The following is an 18032-nucleotide window of genomic DNA, read 5'->3' as shown; positions in this document are numbered from 1 at the left end:
CTAGTATTGATTCAAAAGGTCGATAAGATCGTTGGCAGCTTTACGCAATTCGAAGGCATCCTGGTCGGGCTTCGTTTTTTCCGCAAGCCACTGATAATAAGTGGATTCAAAATCCAGCATCTGATTTTTGTCCATTGCTACAAAATGCGGATGGGTATGGGCAGGCAACTCGGTCCTGACGATCTGCTGAAAGCGATTGTAGCGTACCTGCTCATTGTATCGGTCGCCCCAAATGGGTACAACTACTGTCAGACAAAAAGAGTAGGCATCATTTCTGCCCACTGATGTGGGATTTGCAGTAGGCTTCAATAAATGATAAAACTCATCCTCTGGTCGCAACAGAATGTGCTCCACCACGTGAAAACTGTCACTTTGCCGCTCCCGGTTGACCAGCCGAACGATCTCCGCAAGCCGTTTTCTGGCCTCGCCATGCTCGCGAAATGGTTCGGAGATCAGCCAGGCATTGTCCATACTACGCTCCGTTCCGCTATTCTCCTGCCAGAATCCCACAAACCACAAGCCCCGGTCGTTGTCAAAAAGATCATATTGTTCCGCATAGGCCGACTTATTCAGAAACGCATTGCCGGCTTTCTGTGCCGCCGATGCGGAGCTATAAGTGGCTTTGCTGAAAAGTAAGACGGCACCACCCTCCTCTGGCCGCACCCCGAAACGGTACCGTCGTGTTCTCTCGAACATTTCGGTCCGCACTTCCATGGAAAACTGTGGTGCGCCTGATATTGTCCTTCGCGACCAGTCCGCGACGCCCAACTGTGCCATAACCCGCTTTTTGAACCCTTCCACATGATCGGAATTCCAGAAATGCCGGTTGTCATCTTCGACCTTCGCCCGGTAATTGAAACCACAGCCACGGTGATGGCCCAGCGTCGGTACATTTTGCAAAAACCGTTGCTTGTCTTCCAGCCAGTCGCCGGCGTCGGCGGTATCGTCGGCAAGGTCGTCCAGCGGCCGCTCGATGCGGAACAATTCCAGCACATAATCATTGAACTGCTCACCGAAACGTGCCAGCAGATGGTCGAGTATCTGGTTTTTACGTAGCTTTTGAGTGACACTACCTCCTTCCGTCAATGCTTTGAGCGACAGGATGTAGTCATTATCAGGCTTATTTTTAAATGCCTCCCAATCACCCGACGGGCTTATGGCTTGGAGCAACGGTTGCACATTGGGTACATCATATAATGGCTGATACAATGCAGGTTGCGAGAGGTCACCATCAAGCGAGAGCACTTCACGTATCTGGTTTAAATGTTGCAAATAATTGGCCAGAAGCTGGTCAAAAAACATCAGATAGCCTTTTAATTGTTTCGCCTGGGAGCGGCGGAGCGGCGTCTCTGAACGGGAAATACCCTCGCGTCCGACGTGGTAGGTTCTTGGAAATTCTTCCTGAATACTGGTAAAATCGGCCAGATCGTCGCGCTGCACGCCTGAGGGAACGGGGAGGTCGAGACGGCCGGTGCGGTCGATTTTGGCATATTGGCCACGCAATCGGATCAGTTTGTCATACACTTCCCATTTCATCGAATCGGTAAGCGTCACCGGGCTTCCGTTTTTAGTAAAATTGAAGGCGGAGCAACTATCGCCTGACCCGGTCAGGAAATCCAGTTCGAGCGTAGGCTGGCATTCACAATCGAACGACAGGCACCACTCGCCTTCCACCGTACGCGGATTCTCGTCATCGGCGGGGCATTTTCGTACCTTCAAATCTTTCACTTTCAGAACGTTGGACACTCGGGTGATTTCTCGAAACAGATCGGACCGATAAACGGTCCTCCGCCAAACCGCCGCTTCAAGTTCCGCGTCATCGATAAAACCGTGCGTCAGCAACGGCCCTTGGAACACCCGGTGCGATTCGTAACGCTTACCGACATATTTGAGCAACAATGACTCATAATCCGCCGCCGCAACTGCTCCTATGGCATTTGAAACCGCTTTTTCCCATTCACTCTTACCATCGAAAGCACGTGTAATCAGGGGTTCGAGCGCCAAAATGAACTCGTCGGGCATTCCGGCGTCGCTCAGACTAATAAGATCGTCGGCACTGAATGTGAACTGCGCATAGCGGTCCATCATTTCCTGCAAGCCATACATGCGCACCGCAGGCGAAAGAAATGTTTCGATCGCAAGCAGTACCGCCGCAAAAACGTCCGTCACGTCCGCATCCGTAGTAATATCGATGGTTGTTTGAATACCAATGCCAACCGGTTCGATGATGCGGATGTTGCCAAAGTCCTCGCATAGTGCACGGTTGGCATGCAGGCGGCGATATGCCTCTTGCCTGATGTGGTCCCGGTCGGCTTCGCGGCCTTCGTCCGGCTGCAGAAATATTTTGTAAATACCTTTGGGATGAAAAACGGGATATTTCACATCGGTATCGTTCACCGGTGCTACTATGAGTCGTTCGCGCAGTAACACCGACTTCCCCCAATCTGCTATCACCACATTGAGCCAATCCGTCTGGCTTGCGAGCGGTGTCCAGGCATTGTCAACCTGGTCTCTTTTTCCATCATTCAAATAGGCCGCAATCGCTTTTTTAAGTCGGTTCAGATCGTCCAGCAATATGAACGCCCGCTGCTGTTCCGAAGGACTTTCTGCATTCATACGCGACAATACGGACGACCGTATTTCAGCAAAATGATGGGCCGTCAAAAACAATATCACCGATTTAGCATAAACACTCGTCGCATCAGGCAAACGGTTTGTCGCCATTTCCACACAACAGCCGTCATTGAACAGCTTCACCAGTTCCCGGATTTCTTTGTGCGCAGCTTTGTTCTTCACTGCCAGCTCCACCGCACTCCACAATGCCTTCGCGTTCGCCGACCACCCTATTTCGATCGAAACCGGGGCCGCGTCGGTAAAATTCTGCAGATAATCCGCAAAACCGGGTACCGCCGCCAGATCAACCGGCGAGGCATTATTCAAGTCATATTGAAAAAAAGGCGTTTTGACCTTATCCGCTTCAAGCCAGGCATTTTTGACCCCGTCAATGTCAATGAGCAGTTTTCTGAAATCCAATGCTGTTACCGGTGCATTCGGCAATATTTCGGCCGCAGTAAAAAAGGGCTTGCGGTCTTTGCCGGATGGTGAAAACAAATCGGCCGATGGCAATTGCGTGCGATAGCCGAGGTCGGTAAGGGCGTAACAAAGCACTTCCAGGGTGGTAACGCCGGGGTCGTGGCTGTTGAAATCCGTCCAGATCGACGACCCAAGCCGTTCGAGGTGCCGCAGGCCTTCGCGCCGCAACAGGCTATAATCCATGGCGGGTGGATAGGATGTTCTCGCGGGAATAGTCAGGGAATTAGCCATGTTTTTCGTTCATTTTAATTACAACCTGCGCAACAGGCCTCATCCTCCACCACACGAATATCGTGGTCGGTCACATTGGGATTGTCTTCATTGAGCATATCGACGTAAGTCGTAAGCACCGAGCGCGAGGTAAATGGCACGATCACGTCCGTTTCTTCAAAACCGATGCTTGCCTCGGCCACTTCGGAAATCTGACGGTTGGGGAAATGTTTGAATTTTAGATCCATCACCACATCCACATAATCGAGGTTTTCGAGGAAACGCAGCAGCTCCACGGCATCGACCCGGGCACCGAAGCTGACCGGCTGCCCGGGATCTGCCGCCCAGGGTGCTAAAAATGTTTTTAAATCCTCATTGAGCTGCTTTTTGTACCACGCTATATCCCGCCCGCGCCCGAACCGGACGCATACCGAAAGTCTTACCGGCTCAAAAATGGCATTCCGCACAAGCAAGGAACCATCGCCGTGGCAGCCACAACCGTCGCCTTCGCAACAGCACACCACGCCTCCACCTTGCCCGCTCACGAAGAAGCTATTATGCCTGTTCAGGTGATTTTCAAAAGTTTCCAGCTCGCCGGCATTGAATGTTGGGTAATAAATGCGGTCGGCAGTCAGACTACCGGGGAACGGGATCACGGCCAGGGTCACATAGCCAGGCCTGCGCACGTCCGTGTCACGTGTATGCGGGAGACATTTTGCAATCGCTATTTTAGTAAATTCTTCGAGCACAATGCGCTCATAATCCCACACATTAACGGCCCGTTGCCGGTGCCGCAGCCGTTCGTGAATCCGGCGGTAGTAGCTCTGCACATCCCCCGTTTCGGCATAGCGGCCACCGAATGAGGTAAATGGCTGTTTTACCGTAGCGATGGCGGGATCGCGGAACCGCAGTTGGGTAATGGATTCTTCGGGCAGCCCTTTTTCGAGATGGATCAGGTCGTTGCCGCTGTCGTTCCGGAATTCGGCTGTCGCCGCTTGCACATAAATGTCGGCCAGCGTCGGCAGCGCGTCCACAAAAATATTCTGCCCGGGATCTTCCGCTGCCGAGGCCATCAGCCAGTACAGATCCGTGCGGTTTTGCGGGCCAATCGCCACCGTATTGCCATTATTAATGTCGGAAGGGATCTGGATGCGGATAATGCCCGTCTGCCGTAATCCCAGCGTTTCATCCATGAGCATAAATTGCGCCGGAATGCGTATCCATTCATTGGACCTTAAATAAGACCAAACGATCTCGTCGGGGGCAATGTGATCGGGATTGCCGGTACCATCGGTAAAATGGAAAAGCATTGAAATGGTTTGGCCCGGAAGAAGGTTTTCGAAGCCTAGCCGCAGGTTGCCATCGGTATCGACCCGGGGTTTTGTTACCGTTATCCCCTGGCCCCAGCGCGAGTCGACGGTAATGACAGGATCAGATTCAGGCATCGCACGGCCCGGCAGAAAAGTGCCGGTACGGGCCGGCGCATAACCGCCCAGGAAATCGACATGATACAGGCCGGCACTGCCCGGAAACATTTCCACGCCGTCCGAATCATAGTTCAGGGAAATGCTCTCTCCCGGGATTTTATAGATTGTAATCGGCTTTTTCTCGCTATTCGAAGCCGGTATAACGACCTCTTTTTTCAGGAATGAATATTTTGAAACGGGAGAATAAAACAGGTCTCCGGAAGCCGAAGGCGTATCCACGGGCCCTTTGTTCAAAAACTCCTTTTTGCCGAATGTGATCACCTTAGGGCTTCCCGCCTCTCCCTCCTCAATGTCGTCCAAACCACCCAGATCCAAGCTGCTCCCGGCTTTGTTGAACGTCTTCAATGAAATTTCGGGTGCACTGGCATATAACGACAATCGCTGGCGGACCGTCGACCCGATCAGCGGGATTTCCGACGACGCCTGGTATTGCGTACTCCCCAGCTGCAAAGTCAGGTCGCGCAAATCGTTATTGGATGTTTTAATCCGGATACTGCGAAAAGAGGCTTCCGAAAATTTCTGATAATCCTCCCCATCCTTCAAACGCAGCCGGATAAACGGCTGTCTTCCGCGCTGGGGATCGGGGTCTTCGGGTAACGGTGTAATGGCGGCATCTGTCGCCAGCAAGCCGATTTGCCATTCGAGCGGCTTCCCTTCGACAACACGGAAAATCGACGCCCGTTTTTTACCACTCAATCTCATGCTGCCCGATTGCTCATTTTCCAGCCTGAGGATACCGTCCGCTGTACTGATCTCGGTGTAACAATGCGCGAGCAGCTCCGGGTTATTCCACCCTTCAATCTCAATGCGGATCGCGCGCACGCCGCCCTCACCCAACCATAATTCAGGCGTGGATATCATCAGCCCCGGATTCGCGACAATCTTTTCAAGGTTTTCCGCATTCGCCAAAGCTTCTATCAGCGTTTTCTCCTGGCCTTTCACCGCCTTTTCTAAAAGCCATTGCCGCGTCGCCAATTTTTGAAACAGCCGTTTACCTGAAAGTGGATGCCAGGCTTTTTTGTGTTTTTCGTAGGGTATTTTGAGACCGTCTTTCCGATCAGCCGCCGGTAGTGCAACGGGTATGGTTTTTCCTTCGTACCTTAAAAAATACAGGCTCTGTTTTTCTACCAAAACAGCATTATTGACCACCATTTCGTCGGTCAGCGCGTACAGCAGATCGATGCCTTTCGGGTCTTTTCCGCCAAGCAGTAAAGTGCCTTTTTCCAGGCGGTAAGCTTCCGTGTTACGTGCCAGTTCGAATACGATATGGACCTTATCGGGAATGGCGCCGCGATCCTGCAAGCGTAATACGTCCCGATAGTAATAGGCCAGATGCCGGTCGGCCATCGCGTTCAGGTCAGTCTGGTGATATCGCCGGAATAACAGCGCAAATGCCAGAAAGAGCGCAATATGCGGCGGATGGTCGCTACGGCCATTTAATGCTTGCTGAAAAACCTTTTGCGCCTTGTTAATCAAAAGGGATAATATCTTGAAAAAAGCCAGAAAGAGTTGCCATAGTGCGTCCCTGTCCCCGGCAGTGAGTTCGGGGTGAAAATCAATACAATTGAAATCGTCGACCGTCAATCCCCACGATTTTGCGCAGGGTGAATCTCCAAAAAATGGTTGGTACCGCTCAATGAGTTCTCCATCGGCCTGGCCACGCTTTTTCAGGATTTCATGGGCCGTTTTGTGGAACTGGATTAACTTCTCGATCGGCGTCCCTTTATTGAGCGTTCCGTCAAAACCTAATTTCTCACGGATGAGCGCTCTGCTTTCCGTTTTTAAAGAATGGTTATCCGGCAAGGAATGGCAGATTTCCGCAATATTGACGGCCAGTTTGAAAATCCACTCCACCAAACCGGGCAAGTGCTGCGCGGAAGCTTTTTCGCAATAAGTCTTTTCCTCTGCTTGCTTCTCCGCTTTACAGGCGCGGATGAATGTAAGCTCGGCGTCGCGGTACTCCACACGATGCTGGTCCAGGTCCGTAGCGGCGATCTTCGCCAGCAGCGGGGTCGCATCGGCCGACCAGAAACATGTCCAGTCGCCTTCGGGCTGGTCTCCGCTATTCCAAAACCGGATTTGCCTGGCATATTCCCCCGAGAACGCCAGCAAATCGGCCATATTGCGATCGTCGAGCACCAATTCGCCGGGGATAAGCGTTTTCAGGAGCCTTTCGCGTTGCGCGGTGCCGCGTCGTTCGAGCGGGTGGATGGAATCGTCGGTAATAGCCATGGCCTCGTCTATTTAAAGGTCAACATTGGTTCCCTCCTTGTAATAGTAGGGATATACTTTATTGAATCGGGTATTGGTAGCACGCACCGTGTAGCTCACCAGGATGTCCAGCCTGCCTTCCAGCTCGGTAGTGGTAATGTCCAGCCGATCGAGTTTGATCCTTGGCTCGTGGAGCTGAATGCCTTCTTTCAGCATTTCTTCCAGCAGCGATAAAAGCGAGGTATTAATGGCTGCAAATACGAAGTCTTCGAGGTTGCAACCATAGCCCGGCGTGATGCGGCGCTCCCGAAGGCTGGTACTGAACAGGATTTGCAGGCTTTGCCAGATATCCTCTTCGTCGGACACGGTCAACGCTCCGCATTGCTGTTTTGAAAACTCGGGCGGAAAAGCCCAGCCCGTGCCGAGAAAACTGCGGCGTTCCGCCGGGACATATAATGGATTAGTTTCCATAAAAATACATTTTTCAATCTCCTATAAATACATTCGGCGAACCCGAGGCAATCTGCCCGCCGTGCGCTGTCGGGTCCTGTTTTCGCGCTGCCGGCTTGCCGTTGAAAAAGACGGTTTGCGAACCCTTTGAAATCATGTTCGGGCTACCGGGGCATACGCATTGGTCCTGTGCCGTGGCAGCTTGCAAGCCGTTTACATACACCGTCCGAAGGCCTGCCACTACAATGGTTCCACCCACGTGCGTGCCCCCGCCCGACTCCATTGGGGCTGGGCATTGATGCATATCGTTGAGGCGTGCGGCGGAGGGCATGGGGGAAATGATTGAATGAGTGAATGAGTGAATGATCCGGCGTGGAACGGGGAATCATTCACTCATTAGCCCGGGTCATTGAGCCGGACTTCCTTGCCTTTGATCTTCACTTTTCCGGCAGCTTTCAGGGTAATGTCGCCTGCGCTGCTGAATTCGATGCCCGAGTCGGTGAGCCTGATGAAGGTCTGCTGCTTTTTATGCCGGATCTCCACTTGCTTACCTTTTTCATCGACTTTTACCGAGTAACCTTCTTTCGTGGTCATTTCAATACTTTTCTGGTCATCGTCGAACACAAATTTCATCCCGCTTTTGGCAAAAACACCTTTTTGAAAATTGTCTTTGGAAGCCTCAACCGGCGCTTTTCTGTCGGAACTGAATGCCGAGCCGAGGATCACCGCATTGTTGGGGTCATTATTAATGAAACCCAGGATCACTTCATCATCCACTTCCGGCCTGAACACAAATCCGCGTTCCTTGCCGGCCGTAACAGCCGCTACACGCGCCCAAACGCCATCCTTGTTACTGTCCTTCTGTTCGCCCACCCACGGAATCCGGACTTTGACCCGCCCCCCGCCCGGCTCTTCATCGCTTTCGAGCTTCGTGACGGTGCCGATCTGCAAGCCATGAACGGACGCATACAATCCCCCGGCCTGCGGTGCCATCAAATGCTGCGCCGTCTCGCCAAGGGTTTTGACCGATAGCCCGAACTGAATGTCTGTTTGCCAGGTGCCGCTGAAAAGCTGGTGCACCACACCGGTCATAAAATGCGTCCCGTTGAACCGGCTTGCCGTTTTTTTCAATTCCAGCGTCTGGCCTGTCTTGAAATTCTTCCCCCGCACCCGCACACGTCCCCGCACCTGCGAGAGTTCGGCCCGTGCTTTGAAGGCTTTCGCCCAGGTACTGAGTTCCTTCCCTGCCAAAGCGCCTCCGTGGAAAAGTTGTGGTTTCCGATTTTTGAAAAGTACATCCGGAAAATGGTGTTTATCATCTTCCAGGCCGAGATCGAGTCCGAAAGCGCTTGCCACGGTCGCTACCGCAGCAGCAGCGCCCGAGAGCCCACCACCGAGCCCGCCGACCGCTCCACCACCTGAATTACCCGAACCTTCTTCCTGCACCACTTTCTGACCTGCGTGGTCCCAGGTTGCGGTGGTGACGTCGGGATAATGTGTCCGGGTGTCCATTTCGGCTTCAAAATTGATGATATCCTCCCCCCACATGACCGAATGATTGGCTTTGGAAGCTTTGGCTGGCTTTTTTACATGAACCGTTCCATTGTCAACTACGACCACCAACCCGTTTGCCTCGGCACGGAGCACGAGAAAATCCCAGTCGGTGCAATGGTATTGTACGAGTTCAGGGTGCTCAAAATCGGTTTCCGCCAGGTCGCCGACCTTCACATCACTATCTTTGTAATTTTCAATGAGCTGTTTAAAAACCGCGCTATCCTTGATTTTGGCATAATACCGGCTTTGGCGGACTGTGGTCATGCAAACTGTCACATCCTTGCATTCCAGCTCCATTACGGAGGCCTTGCCCGGATACGCGTTAATGGAATGGCGGATCACGATGCCTTTGAAAATACTTTCGGTTTTATTTTGATAACCCAGTTTCACATCGGCTTTCTTACCCGGCACAAAATCCGCGGAACCGCTTTTCTTGAAACTTCCCTTATCCACTTCGCCATCGCTAATGACGAGTTTGGCCGTCGGAATGCGGTTCACCTCGTTGTAGATCGACAACGACGACAAGCCGCCCGGCTTTTTGGTAATATCTTTCCCGTCCATCAGCACAGTCACGCTGACGGTATGGGTGGGTTGCGCAGTGGCCGTATCCAGCGCCGACTTGGCTTCGTCTACTGGGCTCATCGTTTTGGGGTTTTCATGTTTTGTATAAAAATCACTGGGCTACCGGAGGGAACATCAGCTCGGTACCCGCCTTGATCTTCCGGAAATTGGTCAGGCCATTGGCTTTGGCGACTTCCAGATAGTAGTGTGGTGTTTCGTAAATTTCATCGCAGAGTGTAAGCAGATTGTCGCTGGCTTTTACGGTGCGTTTTCGGGTAAGATCGGGCGACAAGAGCGACAAGGCGGCCGCCACGGCATTATTCATTTTGAATTCCAGCAACTTCAAATGCACCTCCACCCTGAGCGGCAAGCCCGAGCGATGGAAAAGTGTAAATGTCTGGGTCATATCCTGTAAAACACCGAGGAAAACGAGTTTACCCCAGTTCACCACAATAAAAGGCGGCCGGTGCGATTCGCTCTGAATGCCATAAACCACCAATTGCAACTGGGCAAGCTTCGCCGTCACAAACGCCAGCTGGCCATCCGAATCGGCCGCGATAAACGCTTGCGAAACCAGGTCGATAGCGGGCTGCTCCACGGGGATCACTCCGGTACCGTCGATGGTGAATTTCAATTCGAGCACCTCCGGCTCCACCTCGCTGAACTGTTGCTCCGACGATTTGCTGCTGCCGCCGAGCTCTGGAGGACAATTGTACTTGATCTTAAAATTCCGTGCGTACTGCTCCGGGTTAATGGGTAGTTCGAAAATCCCCCCCGCCAGCGATTGCAACGAACTTAATGAGATCAAGCCTCCGGATAAATGTACCGATGCGATCCGCAGTTTGTTTACATAAGGTGTTTCCATGATCAGCGTTCGGTTCGTCGTTCGAGAATGGCCAGAACTTGTCGCACACAAGCTTCAATAATGTCCTCGCTGGCACCTTCCACGGTGCCGTCTTGCGCACAGTCGGCATAGGGTTTGTCCTTATCCGAGGCCGTTTTCTCCTTCGGACTCTGATTAAAGCTTGCGCGGATGACCAGTTCTTTGATTTCTACCATTTTAAAAAAAAGTTACGTCCCGACGGGACTTTAAAATGTTCGGGATGCCGGTTTGCTACCGATATTACGTGCCTAACGGCACTTGGTTCTCGCATTCCTGCGGCGCTCTCCAATGGTCGTTTCAATTCAAATCGCGTTAGCGATGTAATATTGGTAGCACAATGCTCCAGCACAGATGACTTTTAATGCTGTAGGCTTGTAACAACAAATCCCAACAAACACCGCCCATCATTCCGGAAATACCTTTGTAAAAAACCGGTACTGAATTTCCACCGTCTCGATTGCCAGATCGTTGTTCATCGCATTAAATGACGATAACGACCATTTTACCGGGTATGCATGCGTCACTTCCCAGGTCACAAGCGGTGTGGAGAGCGCGTCCTCGATTCCGGGATCCAGCAGCGAAATGGTCATCGTTTTGGGGCTAAATGAAAACTCCTCAATCGCCTCGCGGCACCATTTTGTGAGTCCGGATGACAATTTCAGCCCGCGTTTCAATACCAGCTTGTCGGACGTTGTCCGAACCGGCAACTGATGCACAAACCGGTTTTGTCCGCCTTCCTTCAATGCCAGCGTTTCCAGGGTCATCGAAAGGCCCGACACTTCCTGAAAATCAGCCTCGGCGTCGTCAACACCTTTGATACTGACCTTGAACAGAAAGCCGATAGGAGGATAAAATGACATAGACTACGCTAAATATAGTTGACCGTCATCCCTTCATGCACCAGCTCGATCGTGTCGATGGCTATTTCATTCCCATCCGCTTTAAGGTCGCTGAAATGCACTTTAATCGGAAATGCATTCGCCAATGTCCATGATATCACTTCGGTGGCCGCTTCGTCCATGAGCGTTACCGTGACGGTGCGACGGTACACTCTCCGTTTCACCACGGACTTGTCGTCTGCTTTTTCTCCACCGTCGATCCAGTCATAAAAATCGCTGAGACCTTTGAAAACGCCGCGTTTCAGCGTCACATTACTGAATTTCCGGATGCCTGGCATTTTTCGTTTGGCCATACCAATGTCCATGCCATCGCGGTATTCGATCATATCGATCTGATAGTCTAGTCCGGTTACCTCGGTGAAGCCGATTTCTGCCTCTTTCGAGATGTTTTCCCATTTCACTTTGAAACGGAATTTCGGTATCGGATAAAAAATAGTATCAGGCATAACTATTTGATTTTAAATTAAATAAAACAACCTATTAAGCAGCGTTGGCCTGGAACTTGTGCTCGTAGCGCAGAATGATGAATTCGGCGGGGCGCGACACCCGGAGCTTGATCTCGACGATCAAGCGGCCTTCGAGAATATCCACGTCGGTCATTGTTTCGGGAAGCCCTACATTCACCTGGAATGCTTCGTTGGTAGTATTTCCAAACAGCCCGCCTGCCTTCCAGATCTCGATCAGGAAATTACTGATCATCGCTTTGACCTTGATCCAGGTATCGCGGGTATTGGGCGCAAAAACAAAGTCCTGCATGGCCTGTGCGATGGAATCTTCGATAAAACAGAAAGTCCGCCGCACCGAAATGTACCGCCATTCGAGGTCGTTGCCCGCCAGCGTGCGTGCGCCGAAAACGAGAATGCCTTTGCCTTCATAGGCCCGGATCGCATTCACCGATTTACCCGAACTGGCATCTACATTCAGGTCGGCGTGGAAATCGTCGTCCACATCCACTGTTGGGGAAATAACGGCAGCCAATCCCATGTTGGCCGGTGCTTTCCAGACGCCCTGGGTTGCGTCGGTCTGTACCATAAGCCCTGCAATGGCCGGGCTGGGCGGCATAATTACCGGCACGTCATTCACGGCCTCGCGGATGCGGTTGTAAAAGAGATTATTGTTGGTTTCCACCACCGAAAGCGTTTTGAACGAATAGTCGGCATTGGCTACGGGTTTGCCCCTTTGCGTGTCTGCCGCGGTGGTGTAGGCTGTTTTTTTGGTATTGGCGTCGTTCTGGTCGGTCGTTACCTGGCCGGTAGCAGCCGTTACCAACGGGTCGATGGCCGCCTTCACCGCATTTGCATCGGCGGCTTCGAAAGCGGTTTTCAAATCCCCTTCCCATTCGGCGACTTTGTATTCTTTTTTAACAACAGCCAAAGCACCCGCCGATAATTCGGCGGGTGTAATGGCCGGTGTGGCAGTAATAAGCTGGTCGACGGTTGTTTTGATCAATATCAGCATGGCCTCCTTCTTCACTGATGCTTTCGCCTTTGCATTGGCCGTGTTGAATGCGTCCAATGCATCGCTGACGGTCTTCACATCACTGGATAGCTGGCCGTTTTTGCGATGGAAACGCACTTCCACCCCTTCGTCGTCGAACTTGTAATCGAGCGTGGTGGAGAGCATCGGGTAGTAAGCCGCTGCATATTTCTGGTTAATGCTCTGCGGCACTCTGGAGCGGAAATTGGCCGTGATTTTGGCATTGTCATTCTCGTCGTCGTTTACGTCAAGAATCAGCACGCGGTTCTTCATTTTATCGCAGTGCTGCAAGGCAGCTGCGGTGACGGTGTTGTAATAATTATCACCGCTAATGTTCTTCACCGCGTCGGGGAATGACAAAATCGTAACTGCCCGGGCCCTTTTCGCGGCATCTATCGCGGCTATGAGCTCGTTGGGATTCACCGTTCCGTCGCTTTGTTTTCCGGCCGAGATGATAAAACTCGGGCCTCCGCCATTGGCATAATACAATTGCATGGCATAATGCATCCTGAACTTAAAATCGGTTACGGCCACCACCCGCACATCGACACGCACCGTGCGCGGGTTGGACGGGTCGCTTTCGTCGATCGTTTCATTGAGATCGATCGTGATCGGCTGGTTGGGCGAGGTCCCGAACCATTCCTCGTACTCGCGCATATTGCGTACACGGACCGGTTTCAGCGTTACATCCTCCCCGTCTTTTTCCGCTTTTTCGGTGTAGCCTATAAAACAGGGCACCGCGCTGGGCACCGCGCCGATGGACGGCGGTAACGTCGGGATCTCCTGCGTGATGACGCCGGGCATCCGGGTATCTGGTAATGCAGCCATAATCAATTCATTTAATTGTTTCAGGATTTATATGTTGTAATAAACTAGTGAACTGTTACCCCGGATTCGCACCGTGCTGATGTCGGGTACGGGCAGGCTCGCAAAGCTGGATACACCGTTCATTCCCAGTTTTACCGTCGGGGGTCGGTGTTCCATCAACGGCACCGGCACGTCGCTTTTGAAAACAAATACATTTTCGACCGAATCGGGACTGCCGTCACGAATCTGCTGCACGAGCTGTTTCAGTTTGTCGTCCATGTCGGCTTCGGCCAGCCTCGCGAATGTCACAGGCGAAGGCGATTCGGTGTCTGCGGTGTGCCTGGCGTAACTAATGGTAATCCCTGAGGGGTCGCCGTACTGGACTTTCTTACTTTTGATGTCGATCAGCACATAGTGCCATTCAAGCAAACGATTATCTATATACGCAATACACTCCGACCCCTCATTTGTATTATTATCGATCCAGAGATCCAGTATTGCGAAAAAGTTTCCTGCACGGACAGCGTCGTCACTGACCACGATTTTCGCAGGCGTTTCTCCGGCTAAACCCTTAGTAATCTCGTAGTAACCAGGCTCAGCTAAATTAACCAGCACCACTTCCTGATCGGGCTGAACGGGGATGTTCCTGAACGGTTTCCATCCTTCCGCAAGGAGTAGTTTCCGGATTTTGATTTCCGTCGTTTGTCCTTTGGGGATATTGAGCGTAAACCGTGAGGACTTCAAAACCGGCAGTGCGTCCTGGGCCGAGAGATGGGCCTGTTTTGTGGGCACGGATTGCCATGTACCATCGTCTTTCAGGTTGGTTAGGTAAAATTGACGCAAGTGTGCCGCGTCGGGATTTGCAGAAGCCGGCACGTTGGTCACATTCCAGAGCAACGAATTATTCAGGTATACCAAAAAAGAAAGACATACCGGTGCTGTCAATGGCAATGCGGGTGCCAAAGCTTCCATTTGTTGCAAAACCATCGTTTGGCCGCTGGTGCTCTTCACGGTCAGTCCATGCTCCTCCAAGCGTCGCAGGCACGCCGTCGTGGGAACGAGCGTGAAATCGCTGCTGCGTTTGGTTTGGTAATAGGCATGCCTGAACAGGATTGAAACCAGCTTACGGTTTTCAATACTTAGCATATAACCAGAAATTTAGTAATTCTTAATCTTACTGATCCAGATACTCTTTTGAATGGATGTTGGTGATCACATCAGCCCCGGCGAGCGGCGACTGCTGAACATACAGTAAACGTGCCTTGTAAACAACCGACGGCATGGAATGGCCGCCCAGTACAGTCCACAAATTGTGTAAATTCTCAAACCCTATGTTATGCATGGAAAAAGTCAGCTTATAGGTATTGCTGAATTCGTCCGTGTAAATAATGTTCTGATTGGCCTGAAAAAACTGTAATACCAGGCTCAGATGTTTCAATGCTTCGGTGTACAACTTGAAATTAGAGGAGAACAATAAATGCAGGTTCAGGTAAAGGGCAGGCTTTTGAAAGATGGTTACCGATTGTTCCTGTTTGACGGGATAATTGTTTTTAAGCGTGTTTTCTTCTTCGAGGCTGATCAGCGTCAGGATCAGTTTGTCCTGCATAAGGTCGTCGCTTTCCTGTTGTTTTTCGTGACGTGCAATGTCGGCCAGCACCAGCACTTCGGAAACGCCCGAAATACCTCCGCTGAGGACCGTCTTGGGTAACATCACAAAATCGTTGAAACGGGTAACGATTTCCCTGAGGCAGTTGTCTAACATAGCCCTGACACGCCGATCGTGTATTTAAGAAGTGGAATTGATTACCTAATCAAATGTAAACAATATTCCTTCTGAATTATTAAAATGTCATTTTCACTTATTTAGCGGTAAAATAATATTTAAAATTAAAAAAAGAATACGCGTGTCTGTTTCCAGACAATGCTGAAAACAGACACGCGTATGGTATAGGAACAGGTCGAGGGTGCAGGGAGGGGCACCTTTCAACCGGCATCGTAAATTTTCAGATCAGTATTTCAAACTTTTCAAATAGGCGATCGACTGCGGCACCTGCTTTGCGTAGCTTGGGCTTTCGTCCTCGATATAATAATGCTTCACGCCCGCCTTGCGCGCCGCTTTCAACACAGCCGGGATGTCGATTTGCCCGGTACCGAGCGCCACATCATTTTCTACCGGCGTGCCACCCGAAAGGTTGCCGGTAATTCCTTTTTTCAAATCTTTCATGTGCATGAGCTTGAACCGGCCCGGATATTTGGCGAGCAGCGCGGCCGGGTCCTGGCCCGGGAAATAGGTCCAGAGCATGTCCAGCTCAAAGCTGACATATTTCGGATCCGTGTTTTGGATAATATAATCCATTAATGTCCCGTCGCCGTGCTTTTCGAACTCGTACCCGTGGTTGTGATAGCAAAATGTGAGCCCGAACTCATCTTTCAGCTGCTTGCCGATCTTGTTGAAATCGGCCACCGTCTTCTCCGCCATTTCTAGCGTAAAAGGCCCTTTATGCGGCACCCAGGCTACACGCACGTAATTTGCTCCCAGCGCTTTGGCATTGTTCCCAACTTCCTGCGTCTTGTTCAGCGCATCGTCATAGCCTACACCAAACGACGAACATTTCATTCCGCGTTCGTCCAGCGCCTTGCGTATCTCGGGAGCCGTTTTGCCAAACAAGCTGGAAAATTCCATATCGGTTACTTTCAGGGCCTTGATCGTATCCAGCGTGGCGGCCACATCCTTGGAAAGACTCGCGCGAAACGTATAGGAAACCATGCCCGGCTCGTCGGGAAAAAGTGCTTTACCTTTTTGCGCCGAAGCAGAATATCCGCAAGCTAATGCGGCGAGGAGCGTTAAATGTTTGATTTTCATGTGGGAACAGTGGTCAGGTTTTGAGTTTTGTGTATTAATATTTAGCAAAATTTTATACAATTCCGAGGTTAATGTATTTGACGAATAGTAGTGTGTGTTACCCTTTGGGGTGCTCAAAGTCTACTCTTCCTTTTTCAAAAATGCCTCCGCATACCTCCTGCCCAACTCCCTCGCCGACGCTGTGTCGAAATGCGTATCATCGCCTTTATGCGTCAAACCGGATGCAGAAGCCAGGTAAACCAGCTTGTTCTTTTTGGCGTAATCAACAATAACCTGATTGATAAGCGCCGCATCAGGATGTTTTGCAACATAAAAATCGCCCAAAGTACCGACAATCAATGGCACGTTCTCCGTATGCGTATCCCGACGAAGGCGCTCGAAAAATGCTCCCAGCTTTGCGGCGTAAGCATCTTTTTTTTCCGGCGAACTGTCGGATTCGCCCTGGTGCCAGATAATGCCTTTGATCATCCCGCGCTTTTGCGCCTCCTTCACGCGCAAAAGCATTTCGTCGTAGGCGTAAATACCCGTCTGCTCATGTTTCGCGCCGGGTTGCCAGTCCTCGATCCCGCTGCCACCTACGGCGCAGGGAATGAGTCCGATCACGCGCTCTGGTTGCTTTTTCAGGATTTCCTGGGCGAACGTCAGGCCGGGACCGACGCCCACCACGGCTGGTTTGTCCTCATGCAGTGGGTCGCCGGCCATCTTCCATTCGTTATGGCGATTAATGGCCCATACTTGGGGCGAATCGGGCTGTGAGGCGGCATCCACAACGCCCCGACCGGCCATATTCGATTGGCCTATCAGCAAGTAAAGATCCATCTGGACGGGTGTGGTTTGGGCGAAGGTCGAAATACCGGTTAAGAGTATGGCAAGCAGCATTATCAAGGTTTTGAGCTCTATAAATTTCATTACATATAAACATTTTAACATGCACGTTATGAGCAAAAGCAAAATGCCCGGAAAATTTATCCATTCATTTTCATGAACACTTCATTAATTTGCGCCAAATAACTACAATGCAATGCGCAAAAGCATTATCCATACCAAACCGTACCTCGTACTACTGTTCACCTGCCCGGTTATCGGACTTATTGCCTGGCTAAGGCGCGATTACGCGGCAGATTTGCAGCTTTACGACACCTACTATGTCCTCAATATGGGTCTGGTAGCAGAAGCACTGATCACTGTTATGTTGATTGCCAGCATTATCTATTGGCTCTCCCGAACGCGGACAGGCTTCCCGCAACTCACGGCCGCACATGTCCTGGGAACGATTGGAATAACACTGTATCTGGTGAGCGCTATGGGCACTCCGCCCCAAACGGACGCGGCAACATGGGCACCCATTTCACCCCAACAATACCGGGAATGGGACGACCTCAGTACACGCTTCGCCCTGGGACTGGTAACGCTGGGGTCCATTCAGATACTGCTGGTTGCGAACCTGATCGTGAAGTGGTTTAAAGGGTAATGTTCGGCAGTCAGAAGCCGCGTGATAATCAGCCCCTGCCCAAGGATCGTTCGTTGATAATAGGGAG

The 18032-nt window shown here is 51.3% G+C and carries 15 protein-coding genes; 1 reads left to right on the top strand and 14 read right to left on the bottom strand.

The window, feature by feature from the left end:
- From LZD49_RS27935 to LZD49_RS27870, 14 genes are all read right to left on the bottom strand, one after another.
- A complete protein-coding gene (locus tag LZD49_RS27935) occupies positions 1 to 3324 on the bottom strand; it encodes a hypothetical protein (protein ID WP_234671133.1) in 3324 nt (1107 codons plus the stop codon).
- A gap of 14 nt (positions 3325 to 3338) precedes the next feature.
- Positions 3339 to 7022 (bottom strand): hypothetical protein, encoded by a 3684-nt coding sequence (locus LZD49_RS27930; protein ID WP_234671132.1) that lies wholly within the window; start codon positions 7020 to 7022, stop codon positions 3339 to 3341.
- 12 nt (positions 7023 to 7034) lie between these two features.
- Entirely contained in the window at positions 7035 to 7472 is a 438-nt protein-coding gene (locus LZD49_RS27925) for a GPW/gp25 family protein (RefSeq protein WP_234671131.1), read from the bottom strand.
- 13 nt (positions 7473 to 7485) lie between these two features.
- Entirely contained in the window at positions 7486 to 7782 is a 297-nt protein-coding gene (locus LZD49_RS27920) for a PAAR domain-containing protein (protein ID WP_234671129.1), read from the bottom strand.
- Between the two features lie 65 nt (positions 7783 to 7847).
- Positions 7848 to 9647 carry a phage baseplate assembly protein V gene (locus tag LZD49_RS27915; RefSeq protein ID WP_234671128.1) on the bottom strand — a complete coding sequence of 600 codons (1800 nt, stop codon included), beginning with the start codon at positions 9645 to 9647 and terminating at the stop codon, positions 7848 to 7850.
- 31 nt (positions 9648 to 9678) lie between these two features.
- A complete protein-coding gene (locus tag LZD49_RS27910; protein WP_234671127.1) occupies positions 9679 to 10431 on the bottom strand; it encodes a hypothetical protein in 753 nt (250 codons plus the stop codon).
- Positions 10432 to 10433: 2 nt separating this feature from the next.
- A complete protein-coding gene (locus tag LZD49_RS27905) occupies positions 10434 to 10625 on the bottom strand; it encodes a DUF5908 family protein (protein WP_234671126.1) in 192 nt (63 codons plus the stop codon).
- 228 nt (positions 10626 to 10853) lie between these two features.
- A complete protein-coding gene (locus tag LZD49_RS27900) occupies positions 10854 to 11309 on the bottom strand; it encodes a phage tail protein (RefSeq protein ID WP_234671125.1) in 456 nt (151 codons plus the stop codon).
- A gap of 8 nt (positions 11310 to 11317) precedes the next feature.
- The gene (locus LZD49_RS27895) at positions 11318 to 11794 is read right to left on the bottom strand and encodes a phage tail protein (RefSeq protein ID WP_234671124.1); all 477 of its coding nucleotides are present in this window, start codon (positions 11792 to 11794) and stop codon (positions 11318 to 11320) included.
- 34 nt (positions 11795 to 11828) lie between these two features.
- Positions 11829 to 13652: a phage tail sheath C-terminal domain-containing protein gene (locus LZD49_RS27890; protein WP_234671123.1), complete on the bottom strand. Its 1824-nt coding sequence runs from the start codon at positions 13650 to 13652 to the stop codon at positions 11829 to 11831.
- 27 nt (positions 13653 to 13679) lie between these two features.
- Positions 13680 to 14777, bottom strand: coding sequence for a hypothetical protein (locus tag LZD49_RS27885; protein WP_234671122.1), 1098 nt, complete (start codon positions 14775 to 14777; stop codon positions 13680 to 13682).
- Between the two features lie 28 nt (positions 14778 to 14805).
- Positions 14806 to 15393 carry a DUF4255 domain-containing protein gene (locus LZD49_RS27880; protein ID WP_234671121.1) on the bottom strand — a complete coding sequence of 196 codons (588 nt, stop codon included), beginning with the start codon at positions 15391 to 15393 and terminating at the stop codon, positions 14806 to 14808.
- Between the two features lie 246 nt (positions 15394 to 15639).
- Positions 15640 to 16494 carry a sugar phosphate isomerase/epimerase gene (locus LZD49_RS27875; RefSeq protein ID WP_234671120.1) on the bottom strand — a complete coding sequence of 285 codons (855 nt, stop codon included), beginning with the start codon at positions 16492 to 16494 and terminating at the stop codon, positions 15640 to 15642.
- Between the two features lie 120 nt (positions 16495 to 16614).
- Complete coding sequence (locus LZD49_RS27870; RefSeq protein ID WP_234671118.1) at positions 16615 to 17403, bottom strand: sialate O-acetylesterase; 789 nt, start codon at positions 17401 to 17403, stop codon at positions 16615 to 16617.
- Positions 17404 to 17515: 112 nt separating this feature from the next.
- Between LZD49_RS27870 and LZD49_RS27865 the strand changes: the two genes are divergently transcribed.
- Entirely contained in the window at positions 17516 to 17965 is a 450-nt protein-coding gene (locus LZD49_RS27865; protein ID WP_234671116.1) for a hypothetical protein, read from the top strand.
- Positions 17966 to 18032: the final 67 nt, after the last annotated feature.

Source organism: Dyadobacter sp. CY261 (genome assembly GCF_021440085.1).
Lineage (GTDB): Bacteria > Bacteroidota > Bacteroidia > Cytophagales > Spirosomataceae > Dyadobacter.
The sequence above is the reverse complement of the archived record's forward strand: the minus strand, read 5'-3'. Positions and strand labels throughout refer to the sequence as shown.

Coding starts and splice junctions, on each gene's coding strand:
- LZD49_RS27875 (WP_234671120.1), bottom strand. CDS start 16,494: ATGAAAATCAAACATTTAACGCTCCTCGCCGCATTAGCTTGCGGATAT.
- LZD49_RS27935 (WP_234671133.1), bottom strand. CDS start 3,324: ATGGCTAATTCCCTGACTATTCCCGCGAGAACATCCTATCCACCCGCC.
- LZD49_RS27920 (WP_234671129.1), bottom strand. CDS start 7,782: ATGCCCTCCGCCGCACGCCTCAACGATATGCATCAATGCCCAGCCCCA.
- LZD49_RS27865 (WP_234671116.1), top strand. CDS start 17,516: ATGCGCAAAAGCATTATCCATACCAAACCGTACCTCGTACTACTGTTC.
- LZD49_RS27915 (WP_234671128.1), bottom strand. CDS start 9,647: ATGAGCCCAGTAGACGAAGCCAAGTCGGCGCTGGATACGGCCACTGCG.
- LZD49_RS27925 (WP_234671131.1), bottom strand. CDS start 7,472: ATGGAAACTAATCCATTATATGTCCCGGCGGAACGCCGCAGTTTTCTC.
- LZD49_RS27905 (WP_234671126.1), bottom strand. CDS start 10,625: ATGGTAGAAATCAAAGAACTGGTCATCCGCGCAAGCTTTAATCAGAGT.
- LZD49_RS27885 (WP_234671122.1), bottom strand. CDS start 14,777: ATGCTAAGTATTGAAAACCGTAAGCTGGTTTCAATCCTGTTCAGGCAT.
- LZD49_RS27900 (WP_234671125.1), bottom strand. CDS start 11,309: ATGTCATTTTATCCTCCTATCGGCTTTCTGTTCAAGGTCAGTATCAAA.
- LZD49_RS27910 (WP_234671127.1), bottom strand. CDS start 10,431: ATGGAAACACCTTATGTAAACAAACTGCGGATCGCATCGGTACATTTA.
- LZD49_RS27870 (WP_234671118.1), bottom strand. CDS start 17,403: ATGAAATTTATAGAGCTCAAAACCTTGATAATGCTGCTTGCCATACTC.
- LZD49_RS27930 (WP_234671132.1), bottom strand. CDS start 7,022: ATGGCTATTACCGACGATTCCATCCACCCGCTCGAACGACGCGGCACC.
- LZD49_RS27880 (WP_234671121.1), bottom strand. CDS start 15,393: ATGTTAGACAACTGCCTCAGGGAAATCGTTACCCGTTTCAACGATTTT.
- LZD49_RS27895 (WP_234671124.1), bottom strand. CDS start 11,794: ATGCCTGATACTATTTTTTATCCGATACCGAAATTCCGTTTCAAAGTG.
- LZD49_RS27890 (WP_234671123.1), bottom strand. CDS start 13,652: ATGGCTGCATTACCAGATACCCGGATGCCCGGCGTCATCACGCAGGAG.